This is a genomic window from Bacillus cereus G9842 (assembly GCF_000021305.1).
Classification (GTDB): domain Bacteria; phylum Bacillota; class Bacilli; order Bacillales; family Bacillaceae_G; genus Bacillus_A; species Bacillus_A thuringiensis_S.
On record NC_011772.1, the window covers coordinates 1,369,452 to 1,387,175 of the forward strand.

Consider the following 17,724-nt stretch of genomic DNA (forward strand, 5'->3'; position numbering starts at 1 on the left):
AGGAGCAGACATAATGAAACGTAAATATGGTGACGGTGCTTCGTGGAAGAGACTAATAGAAAAGAGTTATACGGTTAAGCAAGTGGAAGAGGGAATGCTCGGAATACTGGATATAAAAAAAGTGAGAGAGCCTAGTTGTAAAGAATATGATGGTAAAGAAATTTGTATTGCAAGTGATGGGTATACGTGGGTTCAATATTTCATTAATGGAAAGAACTTTGCGATTACAGCTATGTTAGATGATAGGCACAATTTAGTGCAATATTATATTGATGTGACGAAAGAATATGAAATAGACGATCGTGGTTTACCGTATTTTGATGATTTATATTTAGATGTAGTATTATTACCCAGCGGTAAGGTGTATATATTAGATGAAGAAGAGCTAGAGGATGCTTATAAAAGTGGCGATGTCACGAAGGAAGAGTATGAGTTAGCTTGGTACACTACGAAATGGATATTAGCAGCAATAAAAAATAGTGAATTTTATTGGATTTCAATATTGGAAGAAGAAATCGAAAAGTTAAAATGATTGTTGTATTCAAATTTTTGTATAATTACCAAAAAAATCTATACAAAAAATAATTGACTTTTGTTTTGTAAGCGAGTAAAGTTAGGGAAGAAATTATTATTAAAAAATAAATATGAAACCTTCTTATAAAGAGAGGCGGAGGGACTGGCCCTACGATGCCTCGGCAGCGGACTCGATTTCAGAGTGCTGTGCCAAATCCAGCAAGCGTGTGCTTGAAAGATGAGAAGAGTGTTTCTTATAGATGTATAAGACCTCTTCTCATCGGAAGAGGTCTTTTGTTATTCATTAGAAAAAGGTTGAAACTAGGGAGAGATGGTACTTTGAAAGAAACGAGAGGAAATGGTTTAGCTTTATTACCACTTGGGATATTTTTGGCGCTATTTATTGGTTCTGGAATTATTACAGGTGATTTCTATAAATTGCCGATACTTGTAGCGATTTCAATTGCTGTAGGAGTTGCTTTAGTGATGAATCGTAAAGAAAGTTTTAATGTGAAAGTAGAGCGGTTCGCTAAAGGTGCAGGAAATCCAGATATTATGATTATGGTATTAATTTTTGTGCTTGCTGGTGCATTTTCTGAAACTGCTAAAGGAATGGGCGGGGTAGATTCAACTGTTAATTTAGCGTTAACTATTTTACCGCCAGGATTTATCGTAGCTGGAATCTTTGTTATTGGTGCATTTATTTCATTAGCTATGGGGACTTCAATGGGAACAATTGCAGCGTTAGCACCAATTGCTGTAGGTATTAGTGGTCAAACTGATATCTCAATTGCGCTTACGATGGCTACTGTTGTTGGCGGAGCGATGTTTGGTGATAATTTATCATTTATTTCAGATACAACAATCGCAGCTGTTCGTTCACAAGGAACAGAAATGAAAGATAAGTTTAAAACGAACTTTTTAATTGTATTACCAGCGGCTATTATTACAATTGTACTATTAGTAATAGTTACTTCAGGAAGTGATACGCAGGTTAAAGCGCATAGCTTTGATTGGATAAAGATTTTACCGTACGCAGGAGTACTTATTACAGCTCTACTTGGCTGGAATGTACTTATCGTATTAACTGGTGGAACTGTACTATCTGGTGTTATCGGTCTTATAGATGGAAGTTACACGTTAGAAAGTTTCTTTAAAAGTGTAACGACTGGAATGGGCGGTATGATGGAGTTAGTATTACTTGCTATATTAATTGGCGGTATGGTTGAATTAATCCAATATAATGGTGGTATTCAATATTTAATGAATGTATTAACACGTAATATTCGTTCGAAAAAAGGAGCGGAATTTGGTATTGCTGGTTTAGTGAGTATGACGAATATGTGTACAGCAAATAATACGATTTCGATTATTTTTACAGGCCCGCTTGCAAAAAATATTGCGGATCAATATGAAATAGATCCTCGTAAATCAGCGAGTGTATTAGATCTTTTCTCATGTTGTGTGCAAGGGTTGATCCCGTACGGTGCCCAAATGTTAACGGCAGCAGGATTTGCAGCGTTATCTCCGGTTGAATTGTTACCATATGCATTTTATCCAATTTTAGTTGGAGTATGTGGGATTGTTTCTATTTTAATTGGGTTTCCAAGGTTTTCGAAAGTAGCTGAGAAAAAAAAGTATCATAAAACAGCTTAATCTAATATGAACGTTAGTAATTAAAAAACGTGCAGAGAATAGACTCTGCACGTTTTTTTGCGTAAAGGGCTGAATATGACTCGGTCTTAAGTCTGAGTTAAAAACGGTTCTTAAGCTCGTTATGGAAAGATGAAAAAATAGTTAAGATAAGAGTATCAAATCGAAGGGAGGCAAGCACAAGATGAAACAATTTCTAGCGTTTATCGCAGCCGGTATTTTGGCTTTAATTGCTCTTGGTAGTCTTGCTGGTATTGTAGGATTCGCAATCGGAGCAGGAGTTGTATATTGGAGCTATAAATCATTTGTGCGAGCTAAATCATTTTTTGGAAAGTTAGCTTGGGGTATTGTTGGTTTAATCGGTTTATCCATTGCACTTTCTCATTCACCAGCATTAATCGGTATCGCTGCTTTAGTGGTTTTATACTACGGATACCGTGAGTGGAAAAAAGAAAAAGATGTAGTTGTTGAATCTGCTCCAGAAAGTTCTACACCATATAGCAACTTTGAAGATGAGTGGAACAAATTAATGAAAAACTAAAACAATAAATCAAATTATAATTAAAGTAGAAGAGAGGAAGATTTATAATGAAACAATCTTTATTCGGACGTGTACGCGATGCAATTTTAGCTGATTTTCATAACGTGTTAGATGAGAAGGAAAGAAAAAATCCAATTGCGATGTTAAACCAATATTTACGTGATAGTGAGCGTGAAATAACAAAAATTGAGAAGTTAATTGAGCGTCATAAAACATTAAAATCTAACTTCGCTCGTGAGCTTGAGCAAGCACGTTATTTCGTTAATAAAAGATCAAAGCAAGCTATCGTTGCTCAAGAAGCAGGCGAATTACAATTGCACGAACGTGCGTTAGAAGAGGTAGCTTATTATGAAGGGCAAGTAACTCGATTAGAAGAAATGTATGCAGGTGTTGTAGAGCAAATTGATGAGTTAGAGCGTCGTCTTTCTGAAATGAAAAATAAATTAAAAGAAATGCACGCAAAGCGTATGGAACTAATGGCACGTGAAAATATGGCACATGCAAATCGTCGGATGAATACTGCGATGCATAAAATGGATGAAAATAATCCGTTCTTACGATTTGAAGAAATTGAAGATCACATTCGTGACTTAGAAACTCGTATGAATGAAGGGCATGAGCGTGACACATTTGATATGAAAATTGCAAAACTTGAGCGTGAAATGAAAGAAAAGAATGATGTATCGTTAACGAAAGAGTTAACAAAATAATAGTAGTATATTATAAAACAGGCTTATGATATAGTGATAGGAGAAAAGGTGTTGGAAAGCAATGCCTTTTCTTCTATGTATATGTGACAAGAAGGGGGGGAGCTGAAGTGAAGAAACATTTTTCAAAGACACAATTAATGGGGATGCTCCTCATCATATTTGGGTTCGGTCTTTTTCTTGATATGATACTTGGACATTTTGAACCAGGTGGTCTCATTTTTGCATTTATTATGCTTATGTTTGGAAGGCATTATCGTAAAAAGAATCGTTATGTACGGGGGAATGTATTTTTATTTGTTGGTGGTATCGTATTTTTATTTTTCTTATTTTCATCAGCAGCATTTGTTCTTGTCGTATTTGCTTGTTTAGCTTTAATTGGTTATCAATTGATTCAACAAGGACATCAGCAAAAAGCAATGAAGGTTGAAATTAAAGAAAAAGGGATTATAGACGAAGAGAAGCAAATATATCGTACAGAACCATATTTGAAAAATATGTTTGTAGGCAATGTACGAATGATGGATCATATTTATGAACTTGAGGATATTAATGTTCAATATGGTGCTTGTGATGTGGAAATAGATTTAACAACTGCTATGATTCCAGAAGGAGAAACAGTAATTGTTATTCGAGGTGTCGTTGGTAATATTCGTTTATATGTGCCATATGATATTGAACTTTCTTTAAATCACTCTGTTATTGTCGGCCGTGTGCTCTTGCCAGGTCATGAAGAGACAGGGTTTAACCGCAATGTTACATTTAGAACAGAGCAGTATAAAGAGGCTCCTCGTCGTATTAAAATTATTTCTTCGCTTGTCGTAGGCGACACGGAAGTGAGGAAAGTATAATGAAGAAACAAAAAAATATTTCGTGGATGTATATTCGTTATTCTATGTTGTCCTCTGTTAGTATCGCACTCATTTGTACAATTGTATATGTTTGGAAAAGCGAGCAACAAGTGTATGATTTATTATGGAAGGAATCCATCGCTTCTGTTCCAATTGGCTTGTTTATTATGACTACAAGTTTACTTATCGGGGGAATTGTAGGATATGCAATCGGTTACTATATAGAGCAGCGTATACAAGGATTAAATACTTTTCTATTTGAAGTAGAGCGAGGGAATTTTCCGAGTGATGTTTCGTTTACTGCGGATGATGAATTTCATGAAGTGGAGCGAAAAGTAATCGTTCTGGCTCGTCGATTAGAGGAGCAAGCTGGACTCTTTCAAAAAGTAACGAATGAACGAGCTCATTGGAATGAAGAGATGAGACAAGAAGCGATTTCTCAAGAAAGGCATCGCTTAGCAAGGGAGTTGCATGATTCAGTAAGTCAGCAGCTTTTCGCAATGTCGATGATGATGTCAGCGATTAATGAACAAATAACTGAATTTCCAGATGTGACAAAAAAACAATTACAACTTGTTGAAAATATGGTTGTAAATGCTCAATCAGAAATGAGAGCATTGCTCCTTCATTTACGTCCTGTACAATTGGAAGGTAAGAAACTGACAGAAGGTATAGAGGAATTATTAACGGAATTATCGCGAAAACAACATATGAAAATTGAATGGCTTATTGAGCCAATAGAATTAAAAAAAGGTGTAGAAGATCATTTATTCCGTATTGTGCAAGAAGCGCTATCAAATACGTTGCGACACGCGAAGGCAAAGAAAACAGAAGTGCGCCTTCGAAAAATTGATCAATATGCGATTTTAAAAATCATTGATGACGGTGTTGGGTTTGAAGTAGGCGTTAATAAAGCCGGTTCCTATGGCTTAAGATCGATGCAAGAGCGTGTTCATGAAATTGGTGGGACACTCAAGGTACTGAGTTTCCCGGCCAAAGGTACACAAATAGAAGTGAAAGTACCGATTATGCTTGAGAGAGGGGGAGAAGTATGATAAAAGTATTGCTTGTCGATGATCATGAAATGGTTCGTATGGGTGTATCGGCATATTTATCTACACAACCAGATATTGAAGTGGTCGGGGAAGCTGAAAATGGAAAAAAAGGATCAGAATTAGCACTGCAATTAAGACCGGATATTATTTTAATGGACCTTGTTATGGATGAGATGGATGGTGTCGAAGCAACACGTGCTATTATTCAAGAATGGCCAGAAGCAAAAATTGTAGTTGTAACAAGCTTTTTAGATGACGAAAAATTGTATCCTGTTATTGAGGCTGGGGCGACTAGTTATTTATTAAAAACATCAAGAGCAAGTGATATAGCGGACGCTGTACGAGCTACTTATGATGGAGAAACGGTATTAGAGCCGAAAGTTACCGGGAAAATGATGTCCCGTATGCGTCAAAAGAAAGAGCAACCTTTGCATGAGGAGTTAACAGAAAGAGAGTCTGAAATTTTGTTATTAATTGCAGAGGGGAAAAGTAATCAAGAGATTGCAGATGAATTGTTTATTGCCCTCAAAACAGTAAAGACACATGTGAGTAATATATTAAATAAACTAAATGTAAGTGACCGGACACAGGCGGTTATTTATGCATTTAGACATCAATTAACGAAATGATAAAGTGCAACTTTAATCAGTGGGGGACTATCCCCATTGATTATTAGTTTGCATCAAATCTTTTTATTGACGCTAATAAATGTAAGCGTTATCATTAAGTTGTTAACAGTACATACAAAGGGGAGAATGTATATGTTAGTTCAAACTATATTCGGAATGGATAAGTCTAAAAAATTAGGGGATTATGTGAACGCATTACAAGCGCTTTGTGAACAATATAATGTTGAAACAGATAAAATTGCGATTATTGAGGCAACAGAGGAATACTATTTATTTTTAGTAAAGCAAGAAGACTGCTATGATGTTGTTAAGGTAGAAACAGTTGATACGAATATTGAATATTATACGAAAGCGTATAAAATAAGTAGTTTTAATCATACTGCTTATCAAATGTAAAAAAACTCCCTTTCGGGAGTTTTTTTAGGATGCTTTTGCGTCGGTTATTAAGGGAACTTTTTTAGCACCGTTTAGTTTAGCGATAGTAAATCCGATAAGTGCTCCGGCTAATGCTGGTAATAGCCAGCCTATTCCTTCATTATATAAAGGAATAAATTCAAAGTTGGACGTGATAAACGAGACTGGAATACCGCCTTGTTTTAATCCATCAAATACGCTCACAACTGCTGCTCCGATTAAAGCACCTACATAAACAGAGCGATATCCACCGAAGTATTTATGAAGTAACGATAGTAGTACGAGTACAATCGCAATTGGATATACAACAAGTAGAATTGGAACAGAGATTGCGATAATTTTTGTTAAACCTAAGTTGGCAACTAATAATCCTAATGCGCAAATGATACTCGCGAACGTTTTGTATGAAAATGTAGTCAATAATGTTGAAAAATATTGGCTGCACGCAGATACGAGTCCAACGCATGTCGTTAAACAAGCGAGTGTAACGATAAGAGATAATAGGAGCAAACCGTATGGGCCGAATAATTGTTGTACGATAACAGTAAGTAGCTGTCCACCATTTTTTGCATATCCGAGAGAGACACTAGTTGTCCCAAGCCAGCCGAGTGCACCATATACAAGTACGAGTCCTGTAGCGGCAATAAGCCCTGCTTTTGCTGTGGCGATGGCAATGGACTTACGATCATTCACACCTTTAGAGCGAATTGCATTTACAACGATAATTCCAAATGCAAGTGCTGAAATGGTGTCCATTGTTAAGTACCCTTCCATAAAGCCTTTGAAGATTGGAGAAGTTTGATACTCTTGCATAGCTGGTCCTGATTGTCCAAGTGGTGTAAAGACACTTTTAACAAACAATAAGAAAATTGAGAGTAATAAAATAGGTGTTAATATATTTCCAATACGATCGACAAGTTTAGATGGATTTAAACTCAGCCAAAATACGATAGTAAAGAATATGATTGTATATACAAATAGCACTAGGCTGCTAGAGCGGATTGTTTCTGGTAAGAAAGAACTAACACCCATTTCATAAGCAACATTTGCAACACGTGGGATGCCCATGGATGGACCGATGGCAATGTATACAACTACCGTAAAGAAAATTCCGAATAATGGATGAACATGACTTGCAAGTTGCTGCATTCCATTTCCTGATAGAGAAATTGCGATAACAGTAAGTAGTGGTAAGCCAACTCCTGTTAGTAAAAATCCAATCATTGCGGGCCAAAAGTTTTCACCTGCGTTTTGGCCAAGCATGGGAGGGAAAATTAAATTACCTGCCCCAAAAAATAAAGAAAATAGCATAAGACCCGTGAAAAAAATATGTTTTTTTGATACAGTGTTCATTGTTTTTCCTCCTTTTTTAAATTCATTTGTAAGAACACAAAAAACTCGTCCCTAAAGAAAGGGACGAGTTATATTTACCCGCGATACCACCCTAATTTACACATGTAGAAATAAATCTATATGTATACGGCTTTGCAACGTACAACATGATACGTGTTCCTTGTAACGGGGGACGGCCGGTAAGAACTTACTGTAACATTCGGTTCTACTTCTCGGAGATGATTTTCGGTTACGCACTGAACGTTGGCTTTCAGCAAATCGCCAACTCTCTGGGGAACAGTTCTATAACGTACTCGTTCTCGTCAATGAATTTTTATTCAAGTATTCTGACAGTATTGTTGCATGTTTTTTTTAGAAAGTCAATATGTTTTTTGAAAGATATATTTATATACGGAAATATCGAAAGTAATATTCGTTGTTGCAAAAGGAATAATGAATTGTAAAATGGGAGTAAAAATTTGTGGAGAATTGTAAAATTTATAGAGAAAGTTGATATTTATAGGAGTAAAGAAGGGATTATTTGAATTTACAGAGAATATTACAACAATCCACTTGCTGGAAAGAACAAACCAAAAGAGGTGACTGAAATGCTTGCGATGGGAGTATTATTTGGCATTATTGCTATAATTGGTTTTATGTGGTTATATTATTCGCGTTCGTTTAAACAAGCAGAAGTTTTACTCTTTCAAAAAGGTAGTTTGTTGACAAATCAGTCTAGATATTTAGTATGTCCGAAGTGTGGAAGTGCACAGGCCAGAAGTGGAGGATATCAAGAGTGTTGCAAAATTAGATTATGAAAGAAAGGAAGCCTCACATTATTTTGTGAGGCTTCCTTCCTTACAACTTCATGGCGCTCCAAATTGTCCATCGATCTCTTTCAATAATAGGAGAGACGTTTTGTAATGTGGTCTGTATATGTTGTAGAAGTTGAGAAAGTTCATCATCTGTTAACTCATATAGAATGGATCGACCTGTTCGAGGAGATAAATCTTGTAGCAATGCTTCTACAGAATCATGTATTTTTCGTACTTCCCATTGTGTTTGTGTGGGAAGCACGTGAAGAGAATGTTTTTGTAATTCTTTCTGTATCGTGTTGGTTTTTGGACGTCTTTTTGACTCTATTTCAATGAGTTTTGGAAATATAGAGAAAAAATATCCACGAATGTGTTCGGGACTTCCTGGAACTGTACAATCTTCAATCGTTCGATCTTGTAAAATAAGTACACCGTTTTTATTTAATATACGAGAAGCTTCACATAAAAATGTAGGAATGTCTTGTAAATGATGAATAACTGCGCGCGAAATAACTATGTCGAATGTTTCGTTAGGGTATGGGATATTATGTGCATCACCGTGGATGAAAGAAATATTTGGGAAATTGTTGCAATTTTCTTTTGCAGCTTGTAATATTTCTTTTGAAAAATCAAGTCCCACAACATTTTTGGCTCCCATAAGAGCGAGTTCTTTCGTATAAATCCCGCCACCGCAGCCAATATCAATTATTTGCTTGTTTTGTATGTCTGTAATGTTTTTTACCATTTCAGCCCAAGAAATATGAGCGTTTCTTGTTGCGTATGTGTATTTATTATTTGCATCATGAAAATTAATGGACATGATAAAGACCTCCTTTCAATGATTAGTATAACTTATTTAATAGGATGTCACGTTTTTGTTTTATGTATGAAGATTATAAGAATTTCTTATCGTAAAAGGAGGATTAATTTGAAAGGGAAATATGTATTGTTGTTATTTGTTATGTTACTAGCAGCTTGTGGTCAAGCTGAGCAAAAACAAGAAACAAAAAAAGTAGAAGAGACGGTGAATGAAGTGAAAGAAACAATAGGGGTAACCGTTATACAAAAAAAACATAAAGAGAAAAAGTTGCAGGAATCAGAAGCGAAGTTAGTAATAGACATTTTGGATAAAGCTGAGAAACAAGAAATAACCGGAAGCTTCGGTGAACCTGAATATGAAATACAAATTAGTAGAGAGGGGAAAAAAGAAACTTATTATGCATGGTTAAGGGGAGAAGATAGACGAGGATGGGTGCAATATAAGAAAGTTATGTATATGTTGAATGAAAAAGATACGGAAAAGCTTTTGGCTATATTTCCAAATGTTTCAGAACAAAAAGAAGAAGAGATGCAGGTAGGTCCTTTAACGGAGGTAACAAAAAAAGATTTGCAGATTACCGCGTTTCATATTAAAGCAGGCTATCAAAACGTGAATTATATGATACGGTATACGATTTCACAATCACTATACAACAAGTTAGTGAAGGAACAAGAATATTATTTGCAACTCACTTTCCCAGAAAAAGTTCAAAAATTAATTGGAGCAAAAGAGAGTGAAATGATTTTAGGTGAAAAAGTAAAGGAAGGGTATAAGCAATATGAATTGCATGCTACTGTGCAGGTAAAAGGCGCTTCAGAATCACAATTAAAATCATTAGAAACATATTACGAAAAGTATGATTTAAAAATATTAAACAGTGAAAAAGAAAAAATAGGTGTGTTTCAAAATATAATTCAAATCGTTAAAGAGTATGGTGAAAAAATGAATTTCCAAAGATAAAGTGAGAATTTAATCGGCGGAGGCTGATCATTTCTCATTGATTAATAGTCTTTGCCAATTCGGCGTTGACTCTCACTTAACTTCTTTGTTTCAACTGAATTTTGGGGTAAGGCCCTTATTGGCTGTAACTGAATTGTAAATTCTATATAGCCTTTCCTAGGAAATGATAATAGAGAGGGGAGAAGAACACCCTCTCTATTATTTTGCTTTTGCAGATGGCTCATTCATTGATTTTCGTGTAATAAGAAATGAAATCATAAGAGCGGAAAGAATGATAAGAGTGATAAGTAAGTGATTTGGCAACCAATCTAATAATAATACATAGCTCACTGTATAAAAAATAAGAGTTGAAGCTAAAAATGATAAAACACTTATTATGAGAGATTGTAAATTCATTCGTATATACCTCCTTTATTTATATTTTTGGCTAAAAATGGATTAAATAAACATTATTTCTAACAATAGAAAAAAATATGTCATAATAAAGAGGAGAATAATTTTTGATGAGCTTGTATGACTCGTTACAGGGGGTTAAAGGAGAGAGATGAAAAATAATAAAAAAGGATTATGGGGAATTATTGTTGCCATAGGATTATTTTTACTGTCTAAGTTAAAGTGGGTATTTGCAATTTTTAAATTAGCAAAGTTTTCAACGGTATTTAGTATGTTTCTATCGCTTGGCGCATACGCAGTTCTATATGGTTGGAAATTTGGGGTGGCGCTCATTTATTTGTTGTTTGTTCATGAAATGGGCCATTTATGGGCTGCGAAAAGAAAAGGAATTCCAACATCGCCAGCAATCTTTATCCCATTTATGGGGGCTCTTATTGGAATGAAAGAGATGCCGAAAAATGCAAAAGATGAAGCTTACATTGCCTATATGGGTCCGCTTTTCGGGCTTCTGTCATATTTACCCGCGATACCGCTTTACATAATGACGAAAGAACCATTTTGGGCGCTTGTTATTTTGCTTGGAAGTATGATTAATTTCTTTAATTTAATTCCCGTTTCGCCGCTAGATGGTGGGCGAATTATTTCAGTTGTCAGCACTAAAATTTGGGGAGCAGGCCTTATTTTATTACTTGGCTATTCAATTTACTTTAAAAGTATTTTGGGAGGATTTATTGTTATTATCGGTTGTATGGAATTATATAGAGTGATAAAGAGAGATGAGCCGATTAAGGAATTAGGGCATAAAATTGATGGGATGAAAGAATATGTTGCTAGGATTGAAGAGGAATTAAAAGAAACGGGTGCTGTACATCGGACTATATACATGATGCATCATGAGATGAATGCATTAAGACAAAGAGAACGGGAAAAAGAGTTACAAATAGGTGAACTTCAAAAAATGGAAGTGTTAGAGTATCTTTTACCGGAGTTCGAACCGTTAGATTATGTTCCATATGAAGATGAAAAAGATGAGTATACAATTCACATAAGGGAAGCATTTGAAGCGTCAGAAAGAAAATTAAATAAATGGAAAATAGAAAAAGAACAACAAGAAAACTATTATAAAGTGGATGCGAAAACGAAATGGACAGTATTTGCTTGTTATATCGGATTAATGGCTATACTCGGTTACACAGCTTATGAAGGATATATTGTTTTACAAGAACATTTGCCAACGAGAAATGTATAGAAAAATATTGTCGAAATGATAGGAAGAATTTATACAGGAAGTATATTTCTACGAGAGAATGTTACAAGTATAGCCATACATTATAATATCTTTAGTAGAGAAGGAGTTCTGTATATGAAGAAATTTCTACGTGTATTCGGGATTATTATCGTAATGATCATCGCGAGTTATAGTCTTATGAAAGTGCTGTTACATTATGCGAATAAGCCTGCTGAGGTAAATACAATAGCTCAAGTAGAAGATGTGCAAGAAGAGACAAAAGTGCTAGATTTTATTCGAATGACACATGAAAGCTATAATAATTTCTTAAATTACGGTAAAGCAGAGAATTATACAGACGGGGATTGGAATCAATTTAAGCAATGGTTTCAACAACAAGAACCATCTTTAAAAAATATACATACGGAAATAAAGAATGAAAAAATAAAACGCGATGTAAATAGAAGCTATGAAATTGTAAAAAAAGGTGTGGAACTTCAAAATATTGAGTATGTAGTGTATGCCCACCGTGTATATCATGACTTGGATATTATCGTAAATAAATATAGGGGGGAAACGAATATCTGGGGGTATACAGAGTTTGGCGAGGGGAAAGATATAAAAGTAATTGAACAAGCTATACAAACAAAATAATAAGCTAGCTAGAATTCTAGTTAGCTTATTTTCTTTTGTAAGTACAATGTTCATATATTATTCACAAAAACAACGTGTTAATAGTGATTAAAATCACAATCTGCATTATAAGATTCAGTTAAACTAAAAACAGTTAAGGAAATAGAGGAGTGGGATACAATGTTAAGTGCAAAAACAATTGAAATCGTAAAGTCAACAGTACCATTATTACAAGAAAAAGGCGTTGAAATTACAACGAGATTTTATGAAATTTTATTTTCAGAACATCCGGAGTTATTGAATATTTTCAACCATACGAATCAGAAAAAGGGAAGACAACAACAAGCGTTAGCGAATGCTGTTTATGCAGCTGCAACGTACATTGATAATTTAGAAGCAATTATTCCAGTTGTAAAACAAATTGGTCATAAGCATAGAAGTTTAGGTATTAAAGCTGAGCATTATCCGATTGTAGGTACATGTTTACTACGTGCCATTAAAGAGGTCGCAGGTGCACCTGATGAAGTTTTAAATGCATGGGGAGAAGCATATGGTGTCATTGCTGATGCATTTATTAGCATTGAAGCAGAGATGTATGAAGAAGCTGCACATAAAGAAGGTGGATGGAAAGACTTCCGTAACTTTGTGATTGTTAAAAAAGTGAAGGAAAGCGATGTTATTACGTCATTTTATTTGAAACCTGAAGATGGAGGGAAAGTTTCTTCATTCATCCCAGGTCAATATGTAACGGTTCAAATCAATATTGAAGGTGAGACATATACACATAATCGTCAATACAGTTTATCCGATGCACCTGGGAAAGAATATTATCGTATTAGTGTAAAGAAAGAAAAAGGTGTAGATACACCAGACGGTAAAGTGTCTAATTACTTACATGAACATGTAAAAGAAGGAGATGTTTTACCAGTAAGTGCACCAGCGGGAGATTTCGTGTTAAATATGGATTCAACATTACCAGTTGTACTAATTAGTGGTGGAGTAGGGATTACACCGATGATGAGTATGTTAAATACGTTAATTGAACAAGATTCAAAACGTAATGTATATTTTATTCATGCAGCAATAAATAGTAATACACATGCAATGAAAGAACACGTTAAGGCAGTAGAAAATGAATATGAACAAGTTAAAGCATATACTTGTTATTCTGCACCGACTGAAAAAGATTTAGAAATGAAGAACTTTGATAAAGAAGGTTTCGTTGAAAGCGAATGGTTAAAAACTATTATTCAGACAACTGAAGCAGAATTTTATTTCTGTGGTCCAGTAGCATTTATGAAGCATATAAATGCTGCACTAACTGATTTAGGTGTGAAACAAGAGCATATTCATTATGAATTTTTCGGCCCAGCAACAAGCTTACAATAAGACAGATGAGAATAAACAAAAAAACGAGGTATTTATTTTACCTCGTTTTTTATTTGTTCTCGTAATAAACGGTTAACTGTTTCACGGCGTATGCCTATCAGTTGACCAATTTCAGTTTGTGTTAATATTTCATATATAGGAATGTCACCTAAATATAATGTGAACCATTCTTGTAAACGATGAAGACGTTCTTTCGGAGAGACAGTTGTCAATTGATCAATTCGTTGTTGCATCATTCTTAATTTAGATTGCAATTGCATAGCGATGTTGGCATATGATTCGGGATTTGCTTGAAGTCTCTCGTACCATTCACTACTAGTGATCGGTTCCACTTCTGTCTTTATTAAAGCGATAGCTGTACCGTGATATTCTTTCGGTGAAATTAAAGAATGATGAGGTATCGTTTCACCTGGAACGATAATGTTGAATAAAAATGGTGTTCCGTCTTCTTCTAGCCGAACTACTTTTAATAAGCCTGTTTTTATAAAGTATAAAGGACCGTCCTCGCCTTGACGGAATAGTACATCTCCTTTGTGTAGAATCAATGTTAGCCCCCCATTAATATGTTTCTATTTCTTCTATTTTAGCGTATATGTATATAGACAATATGCTATTTCAACAGCAATTTCATTGACGAAATGTATGCTATTACAGTAGTATACTATTTAGTGTGTAATAGTACTAGCAATGAATACGCTGTAGGGGGTTTAGTATATTGTTAGATGCGATAAGAATGACGGATATGAGAATTCCGGCGAATGCTATCATTCATGTAGAAGAGATGAAAGGTGGAGTCGTTTTATCCGTTGAAGTAGACGGCCAAATTATTTATACGATGGCTTATGATGAAGAAACAGATAGTTATGCTGAATTATATGATCGAAACGATAAGAGGGCGTGCCAAGTACATGAAGACTTTATGGGATGGTCACTTCTTCACTAAAAAAGATGTCAATATGACATCTTTTTTTATTAAATCGATAGAATATACAAAGAAATGAAATATAAGGATAAAATTTGTAATAATTGATTTTGCATTGTTAGCACTCTGTAACTGCAAGTGAACTATTTTTTCGCTATCATAAAGATAACAGTCGCAGTTATAGGAGTGGTCAACTTGAAGAAAGTACATATTTCAAATTATATGTTATTAAGTGCTTGTTTAATTTTATTTGTTCTCCTCGGAGGATTTTTATATTCATGTGTATAAGAAAAACGCATTCTAAAAAGAATACGTTATAAAAGGGAAATAATGATTAATCTAGTTCCAAGAATAATTAACGTAATACGTAATAAATTAATTACGGCGTTACCACTCAGTTTTGTATTAATGTAAGCCCCGATTTTTCCGCCGATCCATGCACCAGGAATAAGGATTAATGCATAAATCCAGCTGACATTTCCAAGTGAGATGTGAGTTGCAGAACTTACAATTGCTGATAGAAATACGATGAACATTGAAGTTGCTACTGCAATATGTGCTGGGAATGCAAAAAGAAGCATCATTGCTGGAACAAGTAAGGCACCGCCACCAATTCCAAATAACCCAGATATAAACCCAACTATAAAGGCGATAAAGATAGCAAGAAACGGTGGGAATTGGTAGTGTACAGCATTTCCATCATTATCTGTAAAAGAACGCTTAATTACAGACGTATTTGAGAGGGAAAGAGGTTTTAATTTGTCTCGAAGCATAAGTAGAATTGAGACGAATATAAGGAAAATCCCAAAGTATAAAGAAAATGTGTCTTGGTTTAAAAATTTATTTGCCCATGATCCGATAATACCACCAGGACCGCTTCCGATAAATAAAATAAGTCCACTTTTATAATCCACTCGCTTATGCTTCATGTAAGTAAGGGTAGAAGATAGTCCTGTGAAAACGACTGTTACCATAGAAGTCCCTACTGCAAGTTGTGGTGATAAACTGTGTAATCCAATTAATAACGGAACAATAATAATTCCGCCTCCAAGCCCAACTAGGCTGCCGACTGTCCCGGCGATTAGTCCGATGAAAAGTAACATGATGTATTCCAAAATTGCCAACTCCTCTAAATAACTTATCCACCAATTATTATACACGCTTTTTAATGAGAAATAGGCTTGTTCACAAAAAAGTCGTCTTCCTAGAAAAATAAGGAAGACGACTTTTGATTAGAAAACAAAATGTAATAGGTAGTAAAACAGAGCAGCTAAAGAAGCTGAAATAGGAAGTGTAATAACCCATGTAATTAACATACGTTTTGCAGTTCCCCATTTTACCCCCTTCACACGGTGAGAAGCACCAACCCCTAAAATAGAAGAAGAGATAACGTGCGTCGTACTAACCGGTAAGTGAATGAATGTTGCACCGAAAATAACAAGTGATGATGATAAATCGGCAGCTACACCATTTACAGGACGAATTTTCATAATTTGTCCACCGACAGTTTTAATAATTTTCCATCCACCGACAGAAGTACCAAGTCCCATTGCGATAGCACAAGATAATTGTACCCAGAACGGGATATCGCTAGAAGTATGATAGTTATTAGCCATAAGAGCCATCGTAATGATTCCCATTGCTTTTTGTGCATCATTCGTACCGTGTGTATAGGCTTGTAATGCTGCAGTGAAAATCTGGAATATACGGAAGTTTTTATTCGTTTTCGTTAAGTTAAAGTTTTTAAAGACCACTTTAAAAATACTGTAAACGATATAACCAATAACGAAAGCGATAATTGGTGAAATGATTAAAGCTTCAAGAATTTTAATGAATCCTTTAAGGTTTAATGAGCTAATACCAGCAGCAGCAATGGCTGCACCTGCGATGGAGCCAATAATTGCATGCGAAGAACTACTTGGGATACCGTAGTACCAAGTAATTAAGTTCCATGCTATCGCCGCAAGCAAAGCAGCTAAAATTACAAGAGAACCATTTTGTAAAGCAAATGGGTCAACGATATCTTTTGTAATCGTTTTTGCTACACCTGTAAATGTCATTGCACCTAAAAAGTTCATAATAGCTGCCATAATAATTGCATGTCTAGGCTTTAGAGCTTTCGTTGAAACAGCCGTTGCAATAGCGTTTGCTGTATCGTGAAATCCATTGATAAAGTCAAAAGCTAAAGCGCAAATGACTACTAAAACGGTCAGTATCAAGAGTGTATCCATGATCAAACTCCTTACGCGTTCTTCATAATAATTGTTTCTAATACGTTTGCAACGCTTTGACAGCTATCAGCTACTTCTTCAAGCTCTTCGTAAATCTCTTTAAATTGAATAATCTTAATCGGATCTTTTTCACGAGAGAATAAGTGCTTAATCGCATGACGACGAATATCATCGCATTGTGATTCGTAATCCTTAATCTTAATCGCGTTCGTACGAATGTCGACTAACTTCTTTTTAGACAGTAGTTCAACAGAGTTTGCAATCTCAATCGCACATTGATTAATTGCTTCCACGAATTTAATCATGTATTCATCAGCTTCTGTAATAGAATACATTTCGAACAGACCAGCACTGTGATCTAATCCGTCTAATACATCATCCATACTCATTGCAAGTTGTAGGATGTCCTCACGTTCAATTGGAGTAATAAACGCTTTGTTTAGCTCCATAATGATTTCGTGAATAAATGAGTCACCTTTTGACTCATACTCTTTCATGCGCATAGAAAACTCTTTTAAATCGCTAGCATTTTTAATTTTATACTCCACGAAAAACTGCGCGCCTTCTTTTAAATTTTCGGAAACATTCATTAACATTTCAGAAAATTTATCTTTTTTTGATTTAAAGACCATTATTGT

At 35.1% G+C, this 17,724-nt stretch carries 21 protein-coding genes, 1 riboswitch and 1 other annotated feature; of the genes, 14 read left to right on the forward strand and 7 right to left on the reverse strand.

Annotated elements, in window-relative coordinates; genetic code table 11:
- Window positions 1–13: 13 nt before the first annotated feature.
- The 8 genes from BCG9842_RS06905 (at window position 14) to BCG9842_RS06940 (ending at window position 6,345) form a co-directional block, all read left to right on the forward strand.
- Window positions 14–532 (forward strand): DUF402 domain-containing protein, encoded by a 519-nt coding sequence (locus BCG9842_RS06905; RefSeq protein WP_000824630.1) that lies wholly within the window; start codon window positions 14–16, stop codon window positions 530–532.
- A gap of 120 nt (window positions 533–652) precedes the next feature.
- A riboswitch (SAM riboswitch) is annotated at window positions 653–758 on the forward strand.
- 94 nt (window positions 759–852) lie between these two features.
- Entirely contained in the window at window positions 853–2,169 is a 1,317-nt protein-coding gene (locus BCG9842_RS06910; protein ID WP_000665498.1) for a Na+/H+ antiporter NhaC family protein, read from the forward strand.
- Window positions 2,170–2,350: 181 nt separating this feature from the next.
- Window positions 2,351–2,707 carry a lmo0954 family membrane protein gene (locus BCG9842_RS06915; protein WP_000808642.1) on the forward strand — a complete coding sequence of 119 codons (357 nt, stop codon included), beginning with the start codon at window positions 2,351–2,353 and terminating at the stop codon, window positions 2,705–2,707.
- Between the two features lie 47 nt (window positions 2,708–2,754).
- Complete coding sequence (locus tag BCG9842_RS06920) at window positions 2,755–3,417, forward strand: PspA/IM30 family protein (protein WP_000814131.1); 663 nt, start codon at window positions 2,755–2,757, stop codon at window positions 3,415–3,417.
- Between the two features lie 107 nt (window positions 3,418–3,524).
- Entirely contained in the window at window positions 3,525–4,265 is a 741-nt protein-coding gene (liaF, locus tag BCG9842_RS06925) for a cell wall-active antibiotics response protein LiaF (RefSeq protein WP_000716094.1), read from the forward strand.
- Window positions 4,265–5,320, forward strand: coding sequence for a sensor histidine kinase (locus BCG9842_RS06930; RefSeq protein WP_000744327.1), 1,056 nt, complete (start codon window positions 4,265–4,267; stop codon window positions 5,318–5,320). Before liaF ends, BCG9842_RS06930 begins: the two co-directional genes overlap by 1 nt.
- Complete coding sequence (locus BCG9842_RS06935) at window positions 5,317–5,949, forward strand: response regulator (RefSeq protein ID WP_000598702.1); 633 nt, start codon at window positions 5,317–5,319, stop codon at window positions 5,947–5,949. Before BCG9842_RS06930 ends, BCG9842_RS06935 begins: the two co-directional genes overlap by 4 nt.
- Before the next feature lie 57 nt (window positions 5,950–6,006).
- Window positions 6,007–6,345 carry a DUF3922 domain-containing protein gene (locus BCG9842_RS06940; RefSeq protein WP_118961699.1) on the forward strand — a complete coding sequence of 113 codons (339 nt, stop codon included), beginning with the start codon at window positions 6,007–6,009 and terminating at the stop codon, window positions 6,343–6,345.
- A gap of 24 nt (window positions 6,346–6,369) precedes the next feature.
- On the opposite strand, the gene brnQ3 is transcribed toward BCG9842_RS06940, so the two are convergent.
- Window positions 6,370–7,716: a branched-chain amino acid transport system II carrier protein BrnQ3 gene (gene brnQ3, locus BCG9842_RS06945; protein WP_001099170.1), complete on the reverse strand. Its 1,347-nt coding sequence runs from the start codon at window positions 7,714–7,716 to the stop codon at window positions 6,370–6,372.
- Between the two features lie 56 nt (window positions 7,717–7,772).
- Window positions 7,773–8,031: a binding site (T-box leader), on the reverse strand.
- A gap of 272 nt (window positions 8,032–8,303) precedes the next feature.
- Between brnQ3 and BCG9842_RS06950 the strand changes: the two genes are divergently transcribed.
- The gene (locus tag BCG9842_RS06950) at window positions 8,304–8,513 is read left to right on the forward strand and encodes a hypothetical protein (protein ID WP_000880630.1); all 210 of its coding nucleotides are present in this window, start codon (window positions 8,304–8,306) and stop codon (window positions 8,511–8,513) included.
- 40 nt (window positions 8,514–8,553) lie between these two features.
- Here BCG9842_RS06950 and BCG9842_RS06955 read toward each other — a convergent pair whose 3' ends face one another.
- A complete protein-coding gene (locus BCG9842_RS06955; RefSeq protein ID WP_000026263.1) occupies window positions 8,554–9,330 on the reverse strand; it encodes a class I SAM-dependent methyltransferase in 777 nt (258 codons plus the stop codon).
- Between the two features lie 108 nt (window positions 9,331–9,438).
- Between BCG9842_RS06955 and BCG9842_RS06960 the strand changes: the two genes are divergently transcribed.
- Window positions 9,439–10,290 carry a hypothetical protein gene (locus tag BCG9842_RS06960; protein ID WP_000677056.1) on the forward strand — a complete coding sequence of 284 codons (852 nt, stop codon included), beginning with the start codon at window positions 9,439–9,441 and terminating at the stop codon, window positions 10,288–10,290.
- 198 nt (window positions 10,291–10,488) lie between these two features.
- Here the strand turns inward: BCG9842_RS06960 and BCG9842_RS06965 are convergent, their stop codons facing one another.
- Window positions 10,489–10,686 (reverse strand): hypothetical protein, encoded by a 198-nt coding sequence (locus BCG9842_RS06965; protein WP_001053359.1) that lies wholly within the window; start codon window positions 10,684–10,686, stop codon window positions 10,489–10,491.
- Between the two features lie 148 nt (window positions 10,687–10,834).
- Here BCG9842_RS06965 and BCG9842_RS06970 point away from each other — a divergent pair, with 148 nt between their 5' ends.
- The 3 genes from BCG9842_RS06970 (at window position 10,835) to hmpA (ending at window position 13,933) form a co-directional block, all read left to right on the forward strand.
- Window positions 10,835–11,932 carry a site-2 protease family protein gene (locus tag BCG9842_RS06970; RefSeq protein ID WP_000794495.1) on the forward strand — a complete coding sequence of 366 codons (1,098 nt, stop codon included), beginning with the start codon at window positions 10,835–10,837 and terminating at the stop codon, window positions 11,930–11,932.
- A 114-nt stretch (window positions 11,933–12,046) separates the two neighbouring features.
- Window positions 12,047–12,565 carry a hypothetical protein gene (locus tag BCG9842_RS06975; protein ID WP_000714164.1) on the forward strand — a complete coding sequence of 173 codons (519 nt, stop codon included), beginning with the start codon at window positions 12,047–12,049 and terminating at the stop codon, window positions 12,563–12,565.
- A 159-nt stretch (window positions 12,566–12,724) separates the two neighbouring features.
- Window positions 12,725–13,933 carry an NO-inducible flavohemoprotein gene (gene hmpA, locus BCG9842_RS06980; RefSeq protein ID WP_000947319.1) on the forward strand — a complete coding sequence of 403 codons (1,209 nt, stop codon included), beginning with the start codon at window positions 12,725–12,727 and terminating at the stop codon, window positions 13,931–13,933.
- A 32-nt stretch (window positions 13,934–13,965) separates the two neighbouring features.
- Here the strand turns inward: hmpA and BCG9842_RS06985 are convergent, their stop codons facing one another.
- Window positions 13,966–14,478, reverse strand: coding sequence for a Crp/Fnr family transcriptional regulator (locus BCG9842_RS06985; protein ID WP_000600585.1), 513 nt, complete (start codon window positions 14,476–14,478; stop codon window positions 13,966–13,968).
- Between the two features lie 170 nt (window positions 14,479–14,648).
- On the opposite strand from BCG9842_RS06985, the gene BCG9842_RS06990 reads away from it, so the two are divergent.
- A complete protein-coding gene (locus tag BCG9842_RS06990; protein WP_000882911.1) occupies window positions 14,649–14,876 on the forward strand; it encodes a hypothetical protein in 228 nt (75 codons plus the stop codon).
- Between the two features lie 293 nt (window positions 14,877–15,169).
- On the opposite strand, the gene BCG9842_RS06995 is transcribed toward BCG9842_RS06990, so the two are convergent.
- From BCG9842_RS06995 to BCG9842_RS07005, 3 genes are all read right to left on the reverse strand, one after another.
- Window positions 15,170–15,970 carry a sulfite exporter TauE/SafE family protein gene (locus BCG9842_RS06995; RefSeq protein WP_000455760.1) on the reverse strand — a complete coding sequence of 267 codons (801 nt, stop codon included), beginning with the start codon at window positions 15,968–15,970 and terminating at the stop codon, window positions 15,170–15,172.
- A gap of 117 nt (window positions 15,971–16,087) precedes the next feature.
- Window positions 16,088–17,086: an inorganic phosphate transporter gene (locus BCG9842_RS07000; protein ID WP_000380276.1), complete on the reverse strand. Its 999-nt coding sequence runs from the start codon at window positions 17,084–17,086 to the stop codon at window positions 16,088–16,090.
- A gap of 11 nt (window positions 17,087–17,097) precedes the next feature.
- Window positions 17,098–17,718 (reverse strand): DUF47 domain-containing protein, encoded by a 621-nt coding sequence (locus BCG9842_RS07005; protein WP_000231445.1) that lies wholly within the window; start codon window positions 17,716–17,718, stop codon window positions 17,098–17,100.
- Window positions 17,719–17,724 lie beyond the last annotated feature (6 nt).